At 38.4% G+C, this 19,788-nt stretch carries 16 protein-coding genes; 11 read left to right on the forward strand and 5 right to left on the reverse strand.

All coding sequences use genetic code 11. The features are described 5' to 3' along the window. Positions 1 to 164 precede the first annotated feature (164 nt). Positions 165 to 1,256: a redox-regulated ATPase YchF gene (gene ychF, locus CDA10_RS10145; RefSeq protein ID WP_089605492.1), complete on the forward strand. Its 1,092-nt coding sequence runs from the start codon at positions 165 to 167 to the stop codon at positions 1,254 to 1,256. A gap of 107 nt (positions 1,257 to 1,363) precedes the next feature. Here the strand turns inward: ychF and CDA10_RS10150 are convergent, their stop codons facing one another. After that, a complete protein-coding gene (locus CDA10_RS10150; RefSeq protein ID WP_089605493.1) occupies positions 1,364 to 1,894 on the reverse strand; it encodes an Mpo1 family 2-hydroxy fatty acid dioxygenase in 531 nt (176 codons plus the stop codon). Positions 1,895 to 2,010: 116 nt separating this feature from the next. Between CDA10_RS10150 and CDA10_RS10155 the strand changes: the two genes are divergently transcribed. Next, on the forward strand, positions 2,011 to 2,706 hold the full coding sequence (locus CDA10_RS10155; RefSeq protein WP_089605494.1) for a Crp/Fnr family transcriptional regulator: 696 nt from the start codon (positions 2,011 to 2,013) through the stop codon (positions 2,704 to 2,706). A 197-nt stretch (positions 2,707 to 2,903) separates the two neighbouring features. After that, a complete protein-coding gene (locus CDA10_RS10160; protein ID WP_089605616.1) occupies positions 2,904 to 3,236 on the forward strand; it encodes a hypothetical protein in 333 nt (110 codons plus the stop codon). Positions 3,237 to 3,621: 385 nt separating this feature from the next. On the opposite strand, the gene CDA10_RS10165 is transcribed toward CDA10_RS10160, so the two are convergent. Then, positions 3,622 to 4,104 carry a hypothetical protein gene (locus tag CDA10_RS10165; RefSeq protein ID WP_089605495.1) on the reverse strand — a complete coding sequence of 161 codons (483 nt, stop codon included), beginning with the start codon at positions 4,102 to 4,104 and terminating at the stop codon, positions 3,622 to 3,624. A 102-nt stretch (positions 4,105 to 4,206) separates the two neighbouring features. On the opposite strand from CDA10_RS10165, the gene CDA10_RS10170 reads away from it, so the two are divergent. The 5 genes from CDA10_RS10170 to dapC all read left to right on the forward strand — a co-directional run bounded on the left by CDA10_RS10170 (position 4,207) and on the right by dapC (position 10,982). Next, positions 4,207 to 4,944: an AzlC family ABC transporter permease gene (locus tag CDA10_RS10170; RefSeq protein WP_089605496.1), complete on the forward strand. Its 738-nt coding sequence runs from the start codon at positions 4,207 to 4,209 to the stop codon at positions 4,942 to 4,944. Between the two features lies 1 nt (position 4,945). After that, positions 4,946 to 5,287: an L-valine transporter subunit YgaH gene (gene ygaH / locus CDA10_RS10175; protein WP_089605497.1), complete on the forward strand. Its 342-nt coding sequence runs from the start codon at positions 4,946 to 4,948 to the stop codon at positions 5,285 to 5,287. Positions 5,288 to 5,503: 216 nt separating this feature from the next. Further along, the gene (purT, locus tag CDA10_RS10180; RefSeq protein ID WP_089605498.1) at positions 5,504 to 6,724 is read left to right on the forward strand and encodes a formate-dependent phosphoribosylglycinamide formyltransferase; all 1,221 of its coding nucleotides are present in this window, start codon (positions 5,504 to 5,506) and stop codon (positions 6,722 to 6,724) included. Between the two features lie 85 nt (positions 6,725 to 6,809). Further along, positions 6,810 to 9,476: a [protein-PII] uridylyltransferase gene (gene glnD, locus CDA10_RS10185; protein WP_089605499.1), complete on the forward strand. Its 2,667-nt coding sequence runs from the start codon at positions 6,810 to 6,812 to the stop codon at positions 9,474 to 9,476. A gap of 336 nt (positions 9,477 to 9,812) precedes the next feature. After that, entirely contained in the window at positions 9,813 to 10,982 is a 1,170-nt protein-coding gene (gene dapC, locus CDA10_RS10190) for a succinyldiaminopimelate transaminase (protein ID WP_089605500.1), read from the forward strand. A 240-nt stretch (positions 10,983 to 11,222) separates the two neighbouring features. Here the strand turns inward: dapC and CDA10_RS10195 are convergent, their stop codons facing one another. Next, the gene (locus tag CDA10_RS10195; RefSeq protein WP_089605501.1) at positions 11,223 to 11,594 is read right to left on the reverse strand and encodes a DUF4345 domain-containing protein; all 372 of its coding nucleotides are present in this window, start codon (positions 11,592 to 11,594) and stop codon (positions 11,223 to 11,225) included. Between the two features lie 228 nt (positions 11,595 to 11,822). On the opposite strand from CDA10_RS10195, the gene CDA10_RS10200 reads away from it, so the two are divergent. The 3 genes from CDA10_RS10200 (at position 11,823) to CDA10_RS10210 (ending at position 18,605) form a co-directional block, all read left to right on the forward strand. Then, complete coding sequence (locus CDA10_RS10200; RefSeq protein WP_089605502.1) at positions 11,823 to 13,013, forward strand: efflux RND transporter periplasmic adaptor subunit; 1,191 nt, start codon at positions 11,823 to 11,825, stop codon at positions 13,011 to 13,013. Position 13,014: 1 nt separating this feature from the next. Continuing rightward, on the forward strand, positions 13,015 to 16,188 hold the full coding sequence (locus CDA10_RS10205) for an efflux RND transporter permease subunit (RefSeq protein WP_089605503.1): 3,174 nt from the start codon (positions 13,015 to 13,017) through the stop codon (positions 16,186 to 16,188). 359 nt (positions 16,189 to 16,547) lie between these two features. Further along, positions 16,548 to 18,605 carry a TonB-dependent receptor domain-containing protein gene (locus CDA10_RS10210; RefSeq protein ID WP_089605504.1) on the forward strand — a complete coding sequence of 686 codons (2,058 nt, stop codon included), beginning with the start codon at positions 16,548 to 16,550 and terminating at the stop codon, positions 18,603 to 18,605. A 74-nt stretch (positions 18,606 to 18,679) separates the two neighbouring features. Here the strand turns inward: CDA10_RS10210 and CDA10_RS10215 are convergent, their stop codons facing one another. Both CDA10_RS10215 and msrB read right to left on the reverse strand, forming a co-directional pair. Continuing rightward, complete coding sequence (locus CDA10_RS10215; RefSeq protein WP_089605505.1) at positions 18,680 to 19,162, reverse strand: glutathione peroxidase; 483 nt, start codon at positions 19,160 to 19,162, stop codon at positions 18,680 to 18,682. Continuing rightward, positions 19,159 to 19,578, reverse strand: coding sequence for a peptide-methionine (R)-S-oxide reductase MsrB (msrB, locus tag CDA10_RS10220; RefSeq protein WP_089605506.1), 420 nt, complete (start codon positions 19,576 to 19,578; stop codon positions 19,159 to 19,161). The genes CDA10_RS10215 and msrB overlap by 4 nt, the downstream gene beginning before the upstream one ends. Positions 19,579 to 19,788 lie beyond the last annotated feature (210 nt).

The following is a 19,788-nucleotide window of genomic DNA, read 5'->3' on the forward strand; positions in this document are numbered from 1 at the left end:
TCTCCAACATATATTGGAGAATAAATAAACCCATTGATACCAAATAAACAATTTAAACCTAGATCATGACGATCCATTTAAAACTTATGCCTTAGACCTGACTTTGTCATGGCTTTCATGTAAAATCAGCGACAATTTTTATATAACACTGTGTGAGTCACTTCATGGGTTTTAATTGCGGTATTGTCGGCTTGCCGAACGTTGGTAAATCTACACTTTTCAATGCATTGACTAAAGCTGCTATTGCTGCGGAAAACTTCCCATTCTGTACCATTGAACCAAATACAGGCATCGTACCTGTACCTGATCCACGTTTAGACAAATTAACAGCGATTGTAAAACCACAACGTGTTATTCCAACCACAATGGAATTTGTAGACATCGCAGGTTTAGTTGCAGGTGCATCTAAAGGTGAAGGTTTGGGTAACCAATTCCTTGCAAACATCCGTGAAACTGATGCAATTGCTCACGTTGTGCGTTGTTTTGAAGATGAAAATGTTATCCATGTGAATGGTAAAATTGATCCATTAGATGATATCGCAACAATCAACACTGAACTTGCACTAGCAGACTTAGAAACTGTTGCAAAAGCAATTACTCGTTTGGCAAAATCAGCGAAAAGTGGTGACAAAGAAGCACTTGCGACTAAAGCTGTATTAGAAAAAATCCAACCGTTATTGGATGAAGGCAAGCCTGCTCGTGCTGCTGATTTAGATGATGATGAACGTAAATCAGTTCGTGGTTTTGGTTTAATGACTTTAAAACCAACCATGTATATTGCTAACGTTGCAGAAGATGGTTTTGAAAATAACCCACATTTAGATGCTGTTAAAAAATTAGCTGCTGAAGAAAATGCAATTGTTGTTCCATTATGCAACCAAATCGAAGCTGAAATTTCACTGCTTGAAGATGAAGATCGTGCAGAGTTTCTTGAAGCTTTGGGTATGGAAGAACCGGGCCTAAACGTGGTGATTCGTGCAGGTTATTCATTGCTTGGTCTACAAACTTACTTCACAGCAGGCGTACAAGAAGTACGTGCTTGGACAGTTAAAGTTGGCGCAACTGCACCTCAAGCAGCGGGTGTGATTCACACCGACTTTGAAAAAGGCTTTATTCGTGCTGAATGTGTTGCATATGATGACTTCATTCAATTCAACGGCGAATCTGGTGCAAAAGAAGCAGGTAAATGGCGCTTAGAAGGCAAAACTTACGTGGTTCAAGACGGCGACGTTTTACACTTCCGTTTTAATGTTTAATTCTTAGATAAATCTTTTCAATAGATTTGTAAGATAAAACAGAAATAAAAAATGCCCTGATGATTCAGGGCATTTTTTAATCTTAACTTAACATTAGAATCATCAGTTTATACATGTACTGCTTTGGCATCCATTTCAGCACGTTGTTTCTTTGCAGCTTCTAACATTCTCGCTTGTAAATCTTTACGCAAACCCAGTAGGAATACAAACTCAGCCAAAACGAATAAAGGACCAATGGCTAATCCAACAAGATCATCAACAAATGCAGGTTTTTTCTTTTCATAAAAATGCCCAACAAATTGGAATACCCAACCCACTACAAAGATGCCGATACTTAATATTAACCAAGTACCCATATCCATCTGAGCAATTTTATATGCAAATGGATATGCAATCGCAAAGATCAGCAACATCAAGCCACCAAAGATTTTGTCGAGACTTAAGTAATAAACCACACTCGCCACGATCAAAACTAAAGCTAAGGTAAGATCAAAACCTGCGATCATGACCCCTGCTCTAGCGGTTAAACATATAATTGAAAACACAATCATAGGAATACCAATAAAATGTGTCATGACATTTTTATGATCTAGGTGGTACGCAGCATATTGACTCAGTAACTGCTCAAGCTTTGACATTTCAATCGTCCTTGTAAAATACTTTTATTCAATATATAAAAAAAACCAGATGTAAGTTGTCGGCTAAGTGACAATTACAAATAATTGATTTTTAAGACTCACCATAAGGATTGAATGTGCTCACTGAAACGGAACTCAGCGTCTTACAAAATAATGTATGGTACTCACAACTACCGAGTCTATTTCAAGATTTTATTGTCAAACATGCGATACACTTATATGTAGAACGTGATCAAGCCATATTTCATCATGGCGATACTTTCGATGGGATCTATGCTGTCATTCAAGGCAAAGTCCGCTTAGGCTATATAGATATAGAAGGCAATGAATCCATAGCAGCCATCGCTGAACCGATTATGTGGTTTGGTGAAATTTCACTGGTTGACCAGCAGCCTCGTTCACATCATGCGATTGCACTCGAAAAAAGTACGATTTTAAAAATTTCGAATACGGCCATTGAGGAAATACTTAGGGAGCATCCACAGTTTTGGTTTCATATTGCACAATTAACCAGTCAAAAATTACGTATTGCATTTCTTGAACTGATTGCAATTCAAACCTTAAACATCAGTCAAAGACTGGCTCAACGCCTCCTTTTTATTTTGAATGGCTACGGTAATCATGTGCAAATTGAAAACCATATGATTCATCTATCACAGGAACAATTGGCCCAAATGCTGATGTGTTCAAGACAAACCATTAACCAAGAATTACACTTATTGGAACAACAAGGTATTTTAAAAATTGCCTTTAGAAAAGTGGAAATCCTTGATATTCAAAAGCTTCACGCACTGGCCTATTCCGCAATGTAAGTATTGAAAATAAATCACGATAAAGTACTTTATTAAATACTCAAAAATGATTGTTATTAATATTAAACTAAGCTTAAACAGTTGGAATCTATAATCATTTTTATCATTAAAATATACAAATGATCTATTCCGCTTTACATGAAATAGATTTATATTTCAGTTTAGGCGCCGATGCCATGATACCAAAGACGAAAAAGATGAAAAAAATCACAACACTTGTTACCGCTGGACTTTTCACAATACTCAGTGCTTCAGCTTTTGCATGCCCGAAAGGGACAACGCTGGTTGGTGGAACTGGACCAAACCATAAAGGTGGCTCATGTGTAGCGGCAAATGGTGCAGCTCAGAAAGCAAAAACCGAAACAACAAAAGCCAAAGCTGATGCGACCACTAAAGTTAAAGCTGAGACCGATGCAAAAGCCAAAGCGGCAACGCAAACAAAGGCTAAAGTTGAAACCAAAACTCAAATGACCAAAGATGCAAAAGATAAGGCAGTCAAAACAGCTTCAACAAATCCTTTGAAACCTTAAGCTTAATTCGACTAACGTCAGTTCGGGATAAACTCTGATGTAAGTTATTGAAAAGATAGATCAGGCATAGCGGAGTCTTACCGTTTAAAGTCAGATGTAAGGTTTAACCTTCGGTTCGACCTACTTTTCTTTCGGGAAAAGTAGGCAAAACCATTTGTCAGTCGCCAACTCGACAGATACCATCATGTATCTAATATCTTGCAAAAACAGTATATTGCAGATGTAGTCCTGCCTCGAACAATGCGACTGACGTTTCCGTGTATCATATAGTTGGGAATATATCTTATTCCGAGCTCAGGTAACTATTCTGTTTCAATACAAATAAAAATGGCGAAATTCTAATTTCGCCATTTTTAAATTTATAAAAAAATGAGAACATACAAAACTAGAAAATATTATTGTTGGCCTTTGTATTACCTAAACTCGGGTGATCAATCGCATCTTTACACTGTGCTTTATCACGTTCGTATTCTTGTTGAGTTTTTACAAGTTGACCATCTTTTTCCAAAGTTGCTCTTGCCCAAGAATCTAAACTGGTCAAAGCTTTACGACACAAAGCATATTTGCCTTCTGTCACAGAATCAGTCATTTTGACATTGATACGCCAGTCTGTACTGAGCTTACGCACAGGTTTACGTACATTTTCCTGAATCAAATTTAATTGTTTACGATATACAAATGGATCAACTTGGTTCATTAGTTTCCAAGCTTCCTTTGCATAAGTCGTCGCATCATTGGTCAGTTTAGGCGCAGTTTTAATCTCGACTTTCTCTTTAGGTTCAGTGGATGAATTACCACAAGCTGATAAAGCGATTGCACTAATCACCAAGCTCATACTCAATAAAACTTTCGACTGAATTGCGAACATCAAGTTACGCCTAAATAAACATTTCGGCACTATGCTATTAAATTCAGGTAAAATACACAATCTTGATTTCGTTTTTGTTTTATTCCCTCGCTTAGGTGTATCGTGTCCAAACACAATTCTCCAGTCGTTGCTGCTGGTTTTTGGCAAGGCGCTAAAGATAGTCAAGCCATTATCTTTACATATTTACCTGTGTCTTTTGCTTTTGGCGTTTCTGCAACACAATTCGGTTTTAGTGCATGGGAAGCTTTATTTCTATCCTGTTCTATGTATGCAGGAGCAAGCCAGTTCCTAGTTGTTGCACTTTTAGGTAGCGGCACTTCAATTTGGATGACAGCACTCACCGTTATTGCTTTAGACATTCGTCACGTTTTATATGGCCCTGCGCTACAAAATTTAATCCAAGATCGTTTAAATATGAAGAAAACGGCGATTTGGGCGTGGGGACTTACCGACGAAGTTTTTGCTGCGGGCATGATTAAACTGTCACAACGTCGCCAAGAATGGTCGGAATCATGGATGCTTGGACTGAGTTTATTTAGTTGGCTGTCATGGGCATTGGGTTCATTTTTAGGTGGTTTATTTGCAGATCAAGTCAGTCATCTACCGCAATTTTTACAAGCCGCATTGGACTTCTTACTCCCTGCTTTATTCCTGAGCTTCTTACTTGCAGCCTTTGAGAAGAAATATACTTTTGTTGTTGCTGTATCTTTAATTGTTTCAGCGATCGCTTGTTATTTTATCAATATGTCTGCTGCAATTTTCATCGGGATTGCATCGGGTATTTTGGCAGGATTATTTAAGCATTATGTCCTCAAACAACATGATGAAGTGAGTGTTTAAAATGGATTTGCAGATTATCTTGGTTGGAATATTGGTCGGTATTGCAAACTTTGCTTCACGTTTTGGGCCATTCTACGTGATTCAAAAAACTCAAAAAAATACGCAGAACCGTGGCGCAACTTGGTTAAGAATCGCTTTAAGTAGTATTGGCATTGCAGCCATTAGTTCGATGCTGATTGTTGCGACCCTTCCACCTTTAATTGAAACACCGAATAAAAGTATAGCGATGTTGGTTGGGTTTATTGTCCTCACTGGACTGTATTTTAAGTTTAAGCGCATTGTTTTAGCGACGTTAACAGCAGCTTTGGCCTATGGTTTGGTTTATACCTATATACCTGTTTGAAAATGCTCACTTAAAAATTGTCTGTACTTAACACTTAACGATAACACCCATCTAGGGAAGCGAATTGAAAACTAGCGATCATCAAGCGACTTTTGAATCAGGCGATTATCAAAAATTCTGTTAGACAATATCAAGATTTTATCTCAATTCCCCCTTAACACTCGCCCTAGTTCTGCTATGCTTAAACCTCATAAATTCTAAGCATGGAAGAATCGCATGAGCGTTACAATTGGTACTCCACTTCAATCTTCAGCTTTTAAGGTCTTGCTTTTGGGATCGGGTGAATTAGGTAAAGAAGTGGTCATTTCCCTACAACGTCTTGGTGTAGAAGTACACGCTGCTGACCGTTATGAAAATGCACCAGCCATGCAAGTTGCTCATTTCTCTTATGCCTTAAATATGGCAGACCCTACAGAATTAAAAACACTCATAGAAAAAGTAAAACCTGATTTAATTGTTCCCGAAATCGAAGCCATTGCAACTCAATTGCTTGTTGAAATAGAACAACAAAATATTGCAACTGTCATTCCTTCCGCAAAAGCGGTTAATCTCACTATGAACCGTGAAGGTATTCGTCGTTTAGCGGCTGAAGAATTAGGCTTACCGACATCTGCCTACCGTTTTGCTGATACCTTAGAAAGTTTCCGTGCTGCATGTGATGACATTGGTTATCCTAATTTTGTAAAACCTGTAATGTCTTCATCGGGTAAAGGTCAATCTCGCGTTAAAGAATTTTCTGAAGTTGATGCAGCTTGGGAATATGCTCAAACAGGCGGTCGGGTCAATCAAGGCACAGTCATTGTTGAATCACAAATTGATTTTGATTTTGAAATCACACTGCTCACTGTCCGTTCTAAAAATCCTGAAACAGGTGCAATTGAAACCTCATACTGTGACCCTATTGGACATCGTCAAGATGCAGGCGATTATGTTGAAAGCTGGCAGCCTCAACAGATGACCGAAGCGGCGTTAACAGAAGCAAAACGTATTGCCAATAAAGTGACTGTGGCGCTGGGTGGTTGCGGTATTTTTGGGGTAGAACTGTTTGTAAAAGCAGATAAAGTATGGTTTAGTGAAGTATCTCCTCGCCCACACGATACAGGTTTAGTCACGCTTGCATCACAGTTCCAAAGTGAATTTGAATTACATGCTCGTGCAATTTTAGGTTTACCTGTAAATACACAGCGCCACAGTGTTGCTGCGAGTGCAGTCATCTATGCAGGTGTAGATGCAAGCAATCTTTCTTATTCTGGCTTAAATTTTGCTTTACAAAATCCAAATACAGATTTGCGTCTGTTTGGAAAGCCAGAAGGTTTTAAACGTCGTCGTATGGGCGTAGTGACTGCTCGTGCTGAAAATACCGATAAAGCACGTGAACTTGCTTTTGAAACTGCATCAAAAGTTACTGTTAATTTAGGTTCTGCCGACATTTCATAAATGCTTTGTATCGTTGGCTAAAATTGAAATGATTTTAGCCAAACGCCTAAAAGAATTAACCCATAATTTTTCGGACAATATATCCATGATCAACACCTCTCCACTGTTGGAATATGTAAACGATAATCACGACATTCAAGGCATTACCCAATGGCGTAGCATTGTCGAACAACAGTTAAATGAGGCTTTTGATCATGGTTCTCCAATTCGAGATATTATTCGCACACGATCAAACTTGATCGATCAGGCTTTAACTTTTCTTTGGAATCATGCTGAGCTTGATCAAGAGGATTTTGGTCTTTTTGCAGTGGGTGGTTATGGGCGACGTGAGATGTTGCCCTATTCTGACGTCGATATCATGGTGCTTTCCAAAGATGAATTGACCGAAGCACAAGAAAAAAAGGTCACCTCATTTATTTCATCACTTTGGGACGTGGGGAATTTCAAACCAGGGATCAGCGTTCGTTCAATTCCCTCTTGTTTTGAGCAAGCCACCAATGATTTAACTGTTGCAACAACACTGATTGAAGCCCGTTTAATTACTGGTGACCAGCATCTTAGCAAATGGCCAAGACGTATCGTTTCACAAACTTGGACAGATCGAACCTTTTTTGATGCCAAAATGGATGAGCAAGCACGTCGTTATGCGCAACATCACAACACAGAAAGCAACTTAGAACCTGATATTAAAAATGCACCCGGTGGTATTCGAGATATTAACCAAATTGGCTGGATTGCTAAACGACATTTCCGTGTCAATCGTATTTATGACCTTGTACATCTAGGTTTTATTTCAGAATTTGAGCTGAGTGTTCTTGAAGATGCCGAAAACTTTCTTTGGGAAATTCGCCATCATTTACATCGTTTAACCAAACGTGATGAAAATCGTTTATTGTTTGATTATCAACGTGATATCGCTGCAAAATTTGGCTATAACCGTGAAGATGATCATCATCCAAACTATCCGATTGAACAGTTCATGAAACGTTACTATCGAACTGCGCAGCAAGTCAGCACACTGAATGAAATGCTATTGGCATACTTCAATGAGTCAGTCATCACACCACGTTTACCTAACTATGAACGTAAAATTGAAAATATTAATGAACATTTTAAATTGGTCGATGGCAAACTTGCCGTTCAACACCATAAAATTTTCTCTGAAAACCCAAGTGCAATTTTAGAAATTTTCTATTTATTGGCGAATCGTCCTGAAATTGAAGGAATCCGCGCGCGCACGTTAAGATTATTGACTTTAGCTGCAAAACGCATTGATCAAGCTTATCGTGCGAACCCAGCCAATCAAGCCTTATTTATGGCAATTATTCGTTCGCCACATCGTTTATACGAAACCATGGTTGCGATGAAACGTTATGGCGTATTGGGCAATTATATTCCTGCTTTTGGTCAGATTTTAGGGCTAATGCAATATGATTTATTTCATATTTATACGGTTGATGCGCATACCTTATTACTGATTCGAAATTTAAATCGTTTTAAAGAACCTGAATTTGCCAAAGATTACCCTGTCGTGAGTTCAGTCTTTCAGCGTTTAGTCCGTCGTGACATCGTATTTTTAGCTGCATTATTCCATGATATTGCCAAAGGTCGTGGCGGAGACCACAGTGAATTGGGAGCAGAAGATGCAATTGAATTCTGTCATGCGCATGGCTTTACTGAACGTGAATGTAATCTTGTCGCATGGTTAATTCAAAACCATTTATTGATGTCAATGACGGCGCAGAAAAAAGATATTTCTGATCCAGATGTTGTCAAAGAATTCGCTGAAAAGCTGGGCGACATGGAGCATTTAGATTATCTCTATACGCTCACTGTTGCCGATATTAATGCAACCAATCCAAAACTTTGGAATACGTGGCGTTCGTCTTTAATGCGCCAGTTGTACACCAATGCACGTGATGTGATTCGCTCAGGTCTAGGACGCCCTGTCGATTATCAAATGTTGATTGAAGACACTAAATTCTCTGCCAGTGAAGTTTTGGTGAATGAGTTCCCGCTTGATCAAGTTGAAAAAGTTTGGCAAGAACTCGGGGATGAATATTTCCTCAAAGAATCAGCAGATGAAATTGCATGGCATACTCGCGCTATTTTGCAGCATGGCGACAACCCTGCACCATTAGTACTCATGCGAGCGCACCGTAAAGCAGCACAAGATGCTGTACAAATCTTTATCTATACTCAAGATCAGCCCAACTTATTTGCAACCACGGTTGCGATTTTGGATCGTATGAATTTAGATGTACAGGATGCTCGTATTATCACTGCAACTAAAGCTTTTAGTTTAGATACTTATGTGGTTTTAGACCGTTTTGGTACATTGCTTACCGACCCAGAACGTGAGGAAACGGTAAAATCTGCTTTAGTCAAAGCACTCAGTGAATCTGATAAATATCCGGGTTTAATGCAACGTCGTATTCCACGTCAATTGCGCCATTTTGATATTGAGAATACCGTTGATATCACACTTAATGAAGCCTTGGGTCAAAATATGGTAGAAATTTCCACACTAGATCAACCCGGTTTATTGGCACGTGTTGGTGGACTCTTTATGATGCAAGGTTTGGACATTCACTCTGCTAGAATCGCAACACTGGGTGAAAAAGCAGAGGATATTTTCTTTGTCACTAAAAAAGATGGTACGCCATTAACAGATGCTGAATCTGAGGTTTTTGTTGCACAACTTAAAGCTGCTTTAGATGAAGCTTCTAGTCAAATTTCTGGTCAGTATTAAAGCTTTTTAATTCAAACTTAATAAGCTTATAAATAAATTTCGATACGCGTAAACGTCATCCGCAACTTGTTTGAGACAAGACTACTTAAGCTTTTGAATGTTTCTGCGATACATTAATCAAAAGATGGTAGTGAACGAGTTTTGCGGATGACAATGGTTTTGCCTACTTTTCCCGAAAGAAAAGTAGGCCGAGCCGAAGGCTAATCCCTTTATTTAAACGTTAGATGTAAGACTCCGTCACAAAATATCTAATTTTCCTTCGAACTTGATGGATATTCTTTAAATAAGTAATATCGATTAATTTCATAATCAAACATTAATCGTGGTAATTGTTTCATGAACTCTAGTTTGTCTTTATTACATCCTTATCCATTTGAAAAGTTAACTCAACTTTTTAAGGATGTACAACCCGCAGATTTGCCACTCATTCCATTATCGATTGGTGAACCAAAGCACCCTGCGCCTGAGTTTGTAAAACAAGCGATTATTGAGAATTTTCAACATCTTTCCACCTATCCCAACAGTAAAGGCTTGCCTGAACTTAGACTCAGTATTACCAATTGGTTAACACGTCGTTTTAAGCTCAGTACTATTAGTGCTGAAGATCATATTCTTCCCGTTACAGGTACACGTGAAGGGATTTTTTCTTTTGTTCAAGCCTTGATTAATCGTGATGATGCACCTTATGTAGTCATGCCAAATCCTTTTTATCAAATTTATGAAGGTGCAACACTTTTAGCAGGTGCAAAACCTTATTTTATCAATTGTACTGAAGAGAATCAGTATCTTGGCGATTTTGACTCAGTTCCTGCTGAGGTTTGGGAAAAAACAGCGTTATTATTTGTTTGTACACCGGGAAATCCTACAGGTGCGGTACTTTCAAAAGAACAATTAAAAAAATTAATTGCACTTTCAGACCAATATAATTTTGTTATTGCTTCTGATGAATGTTATTCAGAATTATGGTTTGACCAAGCGCCAACAGGTCTGCTCGAAGTCTGCGCTGAATTAGGGCGTGATGATTATAAAAACTGTATCGTTTTTCATTCTCTATCAAAACGTTCTAATCTACCCGGTATGCGCTCTGGTTTTGTTGCAGGTGATGCTGCGTTACTTAAACCTTATTTAAAATTCCGTACTTATCATGGTGCGGCAATGCCAGTTCAACATCAATTGGCTTCAATTGCTGCATGGGATGATGAAACACATGTTGAAGAAAATCGTAAGTTATACCGTGCCAAATTTGATCTATTTCAAAATGAATTAGGTGGATTACTTCCTTTACAAAAACCTGATGCAGGTTTTTATTATTGGCTCAAAGTAGATCACGATGAAAACTTTGCCAAAATGTTACTAGAGAAAGCCAATGTTAAGGTTTTACCGGGACGCTATTTATCCCGTGATACTGAACAAGGCAATCCGGGTGAAGGTCATGTGCGTATGGCTCTCGTTGCAGATATTGCGCAATGTGAAGAAGTTGTTAAACGCTTAAAAGCGATTTTATAATTTTTATTTTGGTGAAAAAGAAAAGGCTAAATCAGGTTTGATTTGCCTTTTCTTATTTGAATAACGTGTTTATCACTCATTAGTAACTCATACATCAACTGAACGCTATCCCCATAGTAACAATAGAAAAAATATGTACTCAAATACTTTTATTAGATACGTTGATTACCTTCACCTGCATATCCAGTTGTTTATTTATTAAATTATTAGATAACTTGCCGTTACCTTTGAAACTTGAACTTAATTCTCATCATTTACACCGTAAATTAATGTCCCTGCTAAAACGGTTTCCAACGCACAAAATAATAACGGCGCTTGTGTTTGCGGCTTTTCAATCAAGAAAGAAATCACTCGCCCCAATGCCATACCCAGAAGACTAGCTGCGATTGTCAGTTTTATACCTTTTTCGATTTGTGGATAATAGTTGCTAGCCACCAATAGACTAGCGACTGTAAGACCAAAACCACCATAAACTGCTCGGACTTCGTTACGCATATCCGCATCTATGTATTTTAGCCCAAACGTATTTACAACCATTGAAGGCTTAACTAAAGCCACTATTCCCATACCTGCAAAGAAACTGGCATTTAACAAACAGAATTTCTTTTTCATAAGAAGAACATCTCTTGTATAAATTAGAGTAATTACTCTAATTTAATATTTGAATAATTTTTTGTCAATTTTTTTTAAGAGCATCTCGTTACCATAGCAGCACAACAATCTTTTCTCATTGGATAAAACCTACATTTGTATGATTTTTTTTTGTTATCAATTACGCTTTCACCATTCGTTTAAATCTTCGTCTATACTTAGCCATCAATTTAAATTGACTATGGAAAGATGACTTCTCAAACTCCCAAAAAAACAAATAAAAAAGTTTGGTTTATTTTGGCAATCGTGATTGTATTGTTGCTTGTTACACTTTTATTATGGAAAACAAGTACTTCAAACAAAACAGCTACGACAGAAAAACCAAAGAATGCAGAAATAACTGAACAAAAAGCTGCGTTAACTGTGACGGTCGTTCAACCTGAGCAGCAAAACTGGAAACAAAATTTTACTGCAAATGGCAATATTGCTGCATGGCAAGAAGTGATCATTGGAAGTGAACTATCGGGGCAAAGAATTACCAAAGTTTCTGTCAATGTCGGTGATCAGGTTAAACGTGGTCAAGTTTTAGCAGAAATTAACAGTGAAAGTATTCGTGCAGATTTAGCTACAGCAAAAGCCAATTATGCAGAAGCTCAAGCCGTACTTGCAGATGCCAGTGCAAACAATAAACGCTTTCAACAATTGAAGAATACTGGTGCAATTTCAGCTCAAGAAGTGACTCAAAATCAAACCTCACAAAATACCGCACATGCTCGCTTAGATGCTGCTAAAGCCCAAATTGATAGCAATCAGTTACGACTGACTCAGACTCAAGTCATTGCACCTGATCATGGTGTGATTTCCGCTCGTACTGCGACTGTCGGTTCGTTGGCGCAAACAGGACAAGAAATGTTCCGTTTAATTCGTGATGATCGTCTGGAATGGCGAGCAGAAGTCACGTCAACGGATTTATATAAACTCAAACAAGGGATGACAGCACAACTTATTTCACCTGATCCATCACAGCCAACCGTCACAGGTACTGTGCGTATGATTGCCCCTGTTATTGACCCGCAAACGCGTTATGGCTTGGTTTATGTTGATCTTCCGACCACAGATGCAGTGCGTATGGGCATGTTCGTCAAAGGCTCTTTTGATTTAGGTGAAAAACCAGCCTTAACTCTTCCTCAAACAACGTTATTGTTACGAGATGGATTCACTTATATCTTTATTGTGAATAAGAATAATCGTGTTACTCAACAAAAAGTAACGATTGGACGACGTTTAGGTGATCACATTGAGGTTTTAAATTTACCAAGTCATGTTAAAGTTGTTGCATCTGGTGTAGGTTTCTTAGCTGATGGTGATCTCATCTCAATAGGTCAAGCCATTCCAGATACACCACTCACCAAGCAACTTGTGAATACTCAGGAGAAATAATATGAATTTCTCCGCTTGGTCGATCCGTAATCCAATCCCAAGTATTTTACTTTTTATCATGCTTGGTCTTGCAGGTTTAATGTGTTTTCATTGGATGAAAATACAGCAATTCCCCGATATTGAATTGCCCATGGTTACTGTGACAGCAGCCCTACCGGGTGCTGCCCCACCACAGCTCGAGACCGAAGTTGCACGTAAAATTGAAAATTCAATTGCAACTTTACAAGGTTTAAGAAATCAATATACCGATATCCAAGATGGTGTGGTCACAATTACTGCCGAATTTCAGCTCGAAAAACCATTACAAGAAGCTGTTGATGATGTCAGAAATGCTGTATCACAAGTTCGTTCAGATTTGCCTGCTGATTTACGCGACCCTATTGTCAGTAAAATCAATCTTTCAGGTTCTCCTATTTTAACCTATACCATCCAGTCTCCTCGTATGGATGAAGAACAACTCTCTTGGTTTGTGGATTATGATATTTCACGTGCCATGCTTCAAGTCAAAGGTGTGGGTGCTGTTGCGCGCGTCGGTGGTGTAACTCGTCAAGTAGAGGTCGAATTAGATCCTGAAAAGCTATTGGCCTTGAATGCAACAGCAACTGATATCTCGCGTCAATTACGTTTGGTTCAACAAGATGCTTCTGGTGGTCAAACTAAGATTGGCGGTAGTGAACAATCTATTCGTACCATTGCAACTGTAAAAACTGCCGCAGAAATTGGGGCAATGGACATTGCACTCAGTGATGGTCGGCACATTCGTTTAGATCAACTGGCAACTGTTCGAGATGGTATCGCTGAACGTCGCTCCGCAGCATTACTCAATGGACAGTCCGTTATTGGCTTTGAAATTACACGGAGTAAAGGTGCAAGTGAAGTTGATGTTGAAAAAGGTGTCACTGTTGCTTTAGAAAAGCTCAAAGCCAGCCACCCCGATATTAAAATTGATGAGGCCTTTAATTTTGTAAATCCTGTAGTCGATAACTATAAAGGCTCGATGTCTTTATTGTATGAAGGTGCTCTTTTAGCCATTTTGGTGGTTTGGCTGTTTTTACGTGATTGGCGGGCAACATTGATTGCAGCGACAGCACTACCATTATCAATATTACCTGCTTTGATCGGCATGTATTATTTAGGTTTTACCCTCAATACAGTGACATTACTGGCATTGTCTCTTGTTGTTGGTATTTTGGTGGATGATGCCATCGTTGAAATTGAAAATATTATACGGCACTTACGCATGGGTAAAACCCCTTATGCTGCTGCCATGGAAGCTGCTGATGAAATTGGTCTAGCCGTAATTGCAACAACCTTTACATTGATTGCTGTATTTTTACCAACGGCATTTATGAGTGGGATTGCTGGCAAATTTTTTGTGCAATTTGGTTGGACAGCAGCTTTGGCCATTTTTGCATCATTATTGGTCGCACGATTACTCACACCAATGATGTCAGCCTACATTCTCAAACCTTGGATTAAAAAAGATTATTCTTCCGAAGAGTCACAAGTTTCAGCTGAGTCAAATCTAAAACTAGATCAAGATTCAGGTACAAGTACATTAGCTCATGACCGTGCCCATGACGGTCGAGTGATGAGTACTTATATGCGAATGGTCACATGGTGTTTAAACCATCGCTGGATCACCATTTTAAGTGCAATTGCATTTTTTATTGGCTCTGTGATGCTGATTCCATTGTTGCCAACAGGTTTTGTTCCACCACCAGACACTGGACAAACCCAAGTCAGAGTTGAACTCACTCCCGGTTCACAGTTTGCAGATACTTTAAAAGCAGCAGAATATGCACGAGTCCTAATTCAAGATCATCCTGAAATTAAAAGTGTTTATACCACCATAGGGGGTGGTTCTGCCGGTACAGATCCATTTGCAGGTGGTGCATCAAGTGAACCAAGAAAAGCAACCTTAACCATTCAAACCACTGAACGTTCTGATCGCTCACTGAGTTTGCAAGAAATCGAAAATGAAATACGTCAGCGTTTAGCACCGCTTCCGGGCGCTAGAATCCAAGTCGGAATTGCGGGGAATAATAGCCAGTATCAAATTGCACTTTCAGGAGATGATCCTGAAGCATTGGTTGCTACAGCACAACAACTCGAACGTGAAATACGTACAATACCGAACATTGGTAGTGTAACTTCAAGTGCAGCGTTGATCCGCCCTGAACTGGTCATTCGCCCAGACTTCGCGAAAGCGGCAGATTTAGGGGTCACCACTTATGATATTGCTGAAACATTACGTATCGCAACAGCTGGTGATTTTGATCAGAACTTAGCAAAGCTTAACTTGTCTCAACGTCAAATTCCTGTGGTTATTAAACTGCCTTTGTCTGCACGACAAGATCAGGATTTAATTAAGCGCTTGATGGTGAAAGGTAGCCAAGGTCCTGTGATGCTTGGAACAATCGCACAAGTGAATATTGAGAGTGGTCCTTCTCAGATTGACCGTTTTAACCGTTTACGTAATATCAATTTTAATATTGAATTGAATAATCAACCTTTAGGGGATATCGCTGCAAAAGTCGATCAATTACCGACGATGCAGAAACTTCCACCAACAGTTACACGAACAAATATCGGTGATGCAGAAGTCATGCAAGAGCTTTTTGCTAGCTTTGGTTTAGCCATGCTAACAGGCGTGTTGTGTATCTATGTTGTTTTAGTCTTACTCTTTAAAGACTTCTTACAACCAATCACGATTTTGGTTGCCCTACCTTTAGCTTTGGGTGGCGCATTTGTACTGTTGCTTTTAGCAAAGAGTAGTTTCTCTATGCCGAGCTTGATTGGTTTGATTATGCTGATGGGAATCGCCAGTAAAAACTCTATTCTACTTGTAGACTACGCCATTATTGCAAGAAATGAAAAAGCTTACTCACGTATGAATGCCCTGCTGGATGCTTGTCATAAACGTGCTCGCCCAATCATTATGACGACATTGGCAATGGGTGCAGGGATGTTACCCATCGCTTTAGGTATTGGAACAGATCCGAGCTTTAGAGCACCAATGGCTATTTCTGTAATCGGTGGATTGATAACGAGTACATTCTTATCATTATTGGTTATTCCAGTGGTATATACATTTATTGATGACATTAACCAAAAAATTCATCACTTAAGAAAGCCAAAATCTGTGTTGGAAAGTTCAGCTCATGAGTCTTAATCTTTATGGATAATTGCTTAGGTTAAAAGTATTCAATCACAATACCAGTCAATTCAGTTGGCTGGTATTTTATAAATTTCACATAAAAAATAACTATAAATTTACCGTATTTAACTATCGTATTTTCAATGCTTAAGTTTGATTTTTTAGTAGCTACTCTAGACCACATAAGCTTCCCTCTCTCATTTATTTTACCTTTTATAAAAAATAATCAATTGATTTATATAATCTAATAAAAGAATATCCTATAAATTAATATTGATAATTATTATCATTATCAATTGCATTTATATTTCTGCCTCGTTACAATGCGCAACAATCTCTCCACAATCCATTAGTAATTTAAGTTGCGTATTAACATGAATAAACAATTAATATTTAAGACATTGTCTATCTCAGTAATCACTGCGATGTCCCTTTCAACCCATGCAAATGAGACAACTGAAGATGCTGTGCAGTTGCAAACCATAGTTGTAACAGCGAGTAGCCAAGCTGTAGATATTAAAAAAGCACCTGCAAGTATTAGTGTAATTACAAGTGAAGATATAGAGAAACAACCTGTAGGTAGTCTTGCAGAATTATTAAGCAAAGTTCCTGGTGTAACAGGTGGAATTAGCCCCTCTGGTGATGGTTCTAAAATTAAACTCCGTGGTTTACCAGACAACTACACGCTCATTTTAGTCGATGGTAAGCGTATGGGTTCTTCAAGAGATACCAACTATCGTCCAGATTTAGGTCGCCAAGATTTAAATTGGATTACACCAGATATGATTGAGCGAATCGAAGTTGTTCGTGGCCCTATGTCCTCTTTGTATGGTTCTGATGCAATGGGTGGTGTTATTAATATTATTACCAAGAAAATTCCGGATGCTTGGGGAAGTCATGTCACTTTAAACTATACTCAACCAACCACTTCTTCTGATTTAGGTTCTTCTTTTCAAACGGGTTTAATGGCGGCAGGCCCTCTAACAAACAGTCTCGGTTTACGTCTCACTGCGGGTATAACTGAACGCGAAGCAGATAAAAAATATGAGGCAGGTAAAGGTACAACAGGCTCTCAAGATCAAAATTATAATGCAATGTTGCATTATCAACCGAGCGATCAACACGCATTTAGCTTAGAGCTTGGTCATAGTCTGCAAAAAAACGAAAAGGGTTCAAGAATCAATGCAACAACGGGTGCAGAACAAACAACAAGTTGGGGCGCCAATGAACTTGAACATAACTCGTATAGTCTATCCCATGAGGGTAAATGGGCAATCGGTACATCTAAGTTAAATGCCTATTACAACGATTATGACTCAAGTGTCTCCGACTCTACGACTAAATCAAATGAAATGATTATTGAAGGTAATTTAACCATGCCTTTTAAATCTATATTTGAACAGGTTGTAACTATAGGCGGGCAATGGAAAAAACAAGAATTGACCAATACCGATACAATTGGAACGTTGCCTGGAGGAAGTTGGAATGGTATCAGTTACACCGACCCTAAAGTTGATAATAAAAACTGGGCAATATTTATTGAAGACAATATTTCGCTCTTAGACAATTTAACTTTAACTTTGGGTAATCGCTTAGACCATGACGATAAATATGGCACGAAGAATAGTCCACGTGGTTATTTAGTCTATAACCCGACAGATGATTTGGTTATTAAAGGTGGTGTTGCAAAAGGTTTCCGTGCGCCTACAGTCAAAGAATCATCTCCTGGTGCAGCAACTCAATCGGGCGGAAATGGTTGTAATGGCTTAAAAGGTCAGACTTGGTATGATGAAAATGGTAAACCACATACTTACACCAGTGGTGGTTGTTATATGACAGGTAATCCAAACCTTCAGCCTGAGGAAAGTACCAACTATGAAATTGGGGTGAATTATAGCGGTTTCGGTAGTGACTTAGGTTTAACACTATTCCATACAGATTTCAAAAATAAAATTGCTTATTCTCCTTTAGGTTATTATCACGGGACATGGTTTACACGTAATGAAAATATTCAAAATGCAGTGACCCGTGGTCTTGAAATGGTTGCAAACTTCCCTGTTCTAGACAATCTAAAATGGAATAATAATGCGACATATTTCTTGAAAGCAAAAAATGAAGATACTGGTGCAGTTTTAATCAATACACCGAAATTAACTGTGAATTCGGCATTGAATTGGCAGGCTACAGATCCATTGAATATCGAATTAACTGCTCAATACTTAGGTAAACAGTATTTAACAGAGACGACTAAAGTATCCACCATGCAAAAAGCGCATACCATTGTCAATTTATCGAGTAACTATCAAGTGAATGATAAATTAACGGTTCGTGGCGGTTTTATAAACCTATTCGACAAGAAACTGTCAAATAGTGGGGATGCTTATCTTATTGAACGTCAAAAAGTATTTGTTGGTGCAACGATTAAGTTCTAAAGCTTTGATCAATAGTTATATTTTTAGACTTTGGCATGCCCTACATGTTTCGACATAGGGCATTTCCAAATCGATTATCCAGCTAAAGCATTTTCAATATCTTTTTCAATATCTTCTGGCTTCGTTGTAGGTGCATAACGATTAATCACTTCACCTTTTTTATTAATCAAAAATTTAGTGAAATTCCACTTAATCCCATTGCCTAAAATTCCCTTACTATTATTGGTTAGGTAGCGGAAAATGGCATGTGCTTCAGGGCCTTTAACATCAACTTTCGCAAACATTGGGAATTTAACACCGTAATTACGTTGGCAATATTCTCCAATTTGCTCATTTGAACCGGGGTCTTGACCACCAAATTGATTACAAGGAAAACCAAGTACTTCAAGCCCTTGAGCATTATATTTTTCATGAAGCTTTTCTAAGCCTGCAAATTGAGGGGTAAATCCACACTTACTTGCAGTATTTACAATCAATAAAACTTTTCCGTCATAATCAGAAAAAGATTTATTTTCACCTTCTAGCAATTCAGCCTCAAACTGATAAATATTGGTCATGGATAAGTTTCCTCGTCGCTTTTTTCTTGCGTTTTTAATTCTAAAGAAGCTGAGTTTACGCAATAACGTAAACCTGTAGGTTGCGGGCCATCTTCAAAAACATGCCCTAAATGCGCATCACAATGATGGCAAATAATTTCAGTTCTCTGCATCCCATGAGATGCATCGTCTTGTTCTTCTACAACAACTGAATTCACTGGCTTATAAAAACTCGGCCAACCACACCCACTGTCATATTTATTTTCTGAAGAGAATAACTCTGCTCCACAACAGCGGCAAACATAGGTTCCTTGTTGCTTTGTATTCCAATACTTACCAGTAAAAGCGGGTTCAGTTCCCTTTTGACGTGTAATTTTAAATTCTTCTGGCGACAACTCTCTTTGCCATTCTCGGTCTGTTTTATTCAGTTTTCCCATGATTACTTCCCTTTCTATCTTGCTATTTACAATAGGATAATCCTATATTTACGTGATTCATCTTAAAATTTCTAGTCTTTCGTTAACAATTTACAAAAGACTAATAATTCCCATAAAAGCAAAAAGAAAGCAAAATAACAAAACATGGTGAGCACTTTTATTTCCTAAATGCTTTTTTATAAGCAAATTTAATGTTAGTCTTGTTGGCAT

The organism is Acinetobacter piscicola (assembly GCF_002233755.1).
In the GTDB taxonomy this organism is placed as follows: domain Bacteria; phylum Pseudomonadota; class Gammaproteobacteria; order Pseudomonadales; family Moraxellaceae; genus Acinetobacter; species Acinetobacter piscicola.

Coding starts and splice junctions, on each gene's coding strand:
- ychF (WP_089605492.1), top strand. CDS start 165: ATGGGTTTTAATTGCGGTATTGTCGGCTTGCCGAACGTTGGTAAATCT.
- CDA10_RS10150 (WP_089605493.1), bottom strand. CDS start 1,894: ATGTCAAAGCTTGAGCAGTTACTGAGTCAATATGCTGCGTACCACCTA.
- CDA10_RS10160 (WP_089605616.1), top strand. CDS start 2,904: ATGAAAAAAATCACAACACTTGTTACCGCTGGACTTTTCACAATACTC.
- CDA10_RS10165 (WP_089605495.1), bottom strand. CDS start 4,104: ATGTTCGCAATTCAGTCGAAAGTTTTATTGAGTATGAGCTTGGTGATT.
- ygaH (WP_089605497.1), top strand. CDS start 4,946: ATGGATTTGCAGATTATCTTGGTTGGAATATTGGTCGGTATTGCAAAC.
- purT (WP_089605498.1), top strand. CDS start 5,504: ATGAGCGTTACAATTGGTACTCCACTTCAATCTTCAGCTTTTAAGGTC.
- glnD (WP_089605499.1), top strand. CDS start 6,810: ATGATCAACACCTCTCCACTGTTGGAATATGTAAACGATAATCACGAC.
- dapC (WP_089605500.1), top strand. CDS start 9,813: ATGAACTCTAGTTTGTCTTTATTACATCCTTATCCATTTGAAAAGTTA.
- CDA10_RS10195 (WP_089605501.1), bottom strand. CDS start 11,594: ATGAAAAAGAAATTCTGTTTGTTAAATGCCAGTTTCTTTGCAGGTATG.
- CDA10_RS10200 (WP_089605502.1), top strand. CDS start 11,823: ATGACTTCTCAAACTCCCAAAAAAACAAATAAAAAAGTTTGGTTTATT.
- CDA10_RS10205 (WP_089605503.1), top strand. CDS start 13,015: ATGAATTTCTCCGCTTGGTCGATCCGTAATCCAATCCCAAGTATTTTA.
- CDA10_RS10210 (WP_089605504.1), top strand. CDS start 16,548: ATGAATAAACAATTAATATTTAAGACATTGTCTATCTCAGTAATCACT.
- CDA10_RS10215 (WP_089605505.1), bottom strand. CDS start 19,162: ATGACCAATATTTATCAGTTTGAGGCTGAATTGCTAGAAGGTGAAAAT.
- msrB (WP_089605506.1), bottom strand. CDS start 19,578: ATGGGAAAACTGAATAAAACAGACCGAGAATGGCAAAGAGAGTTGTCG.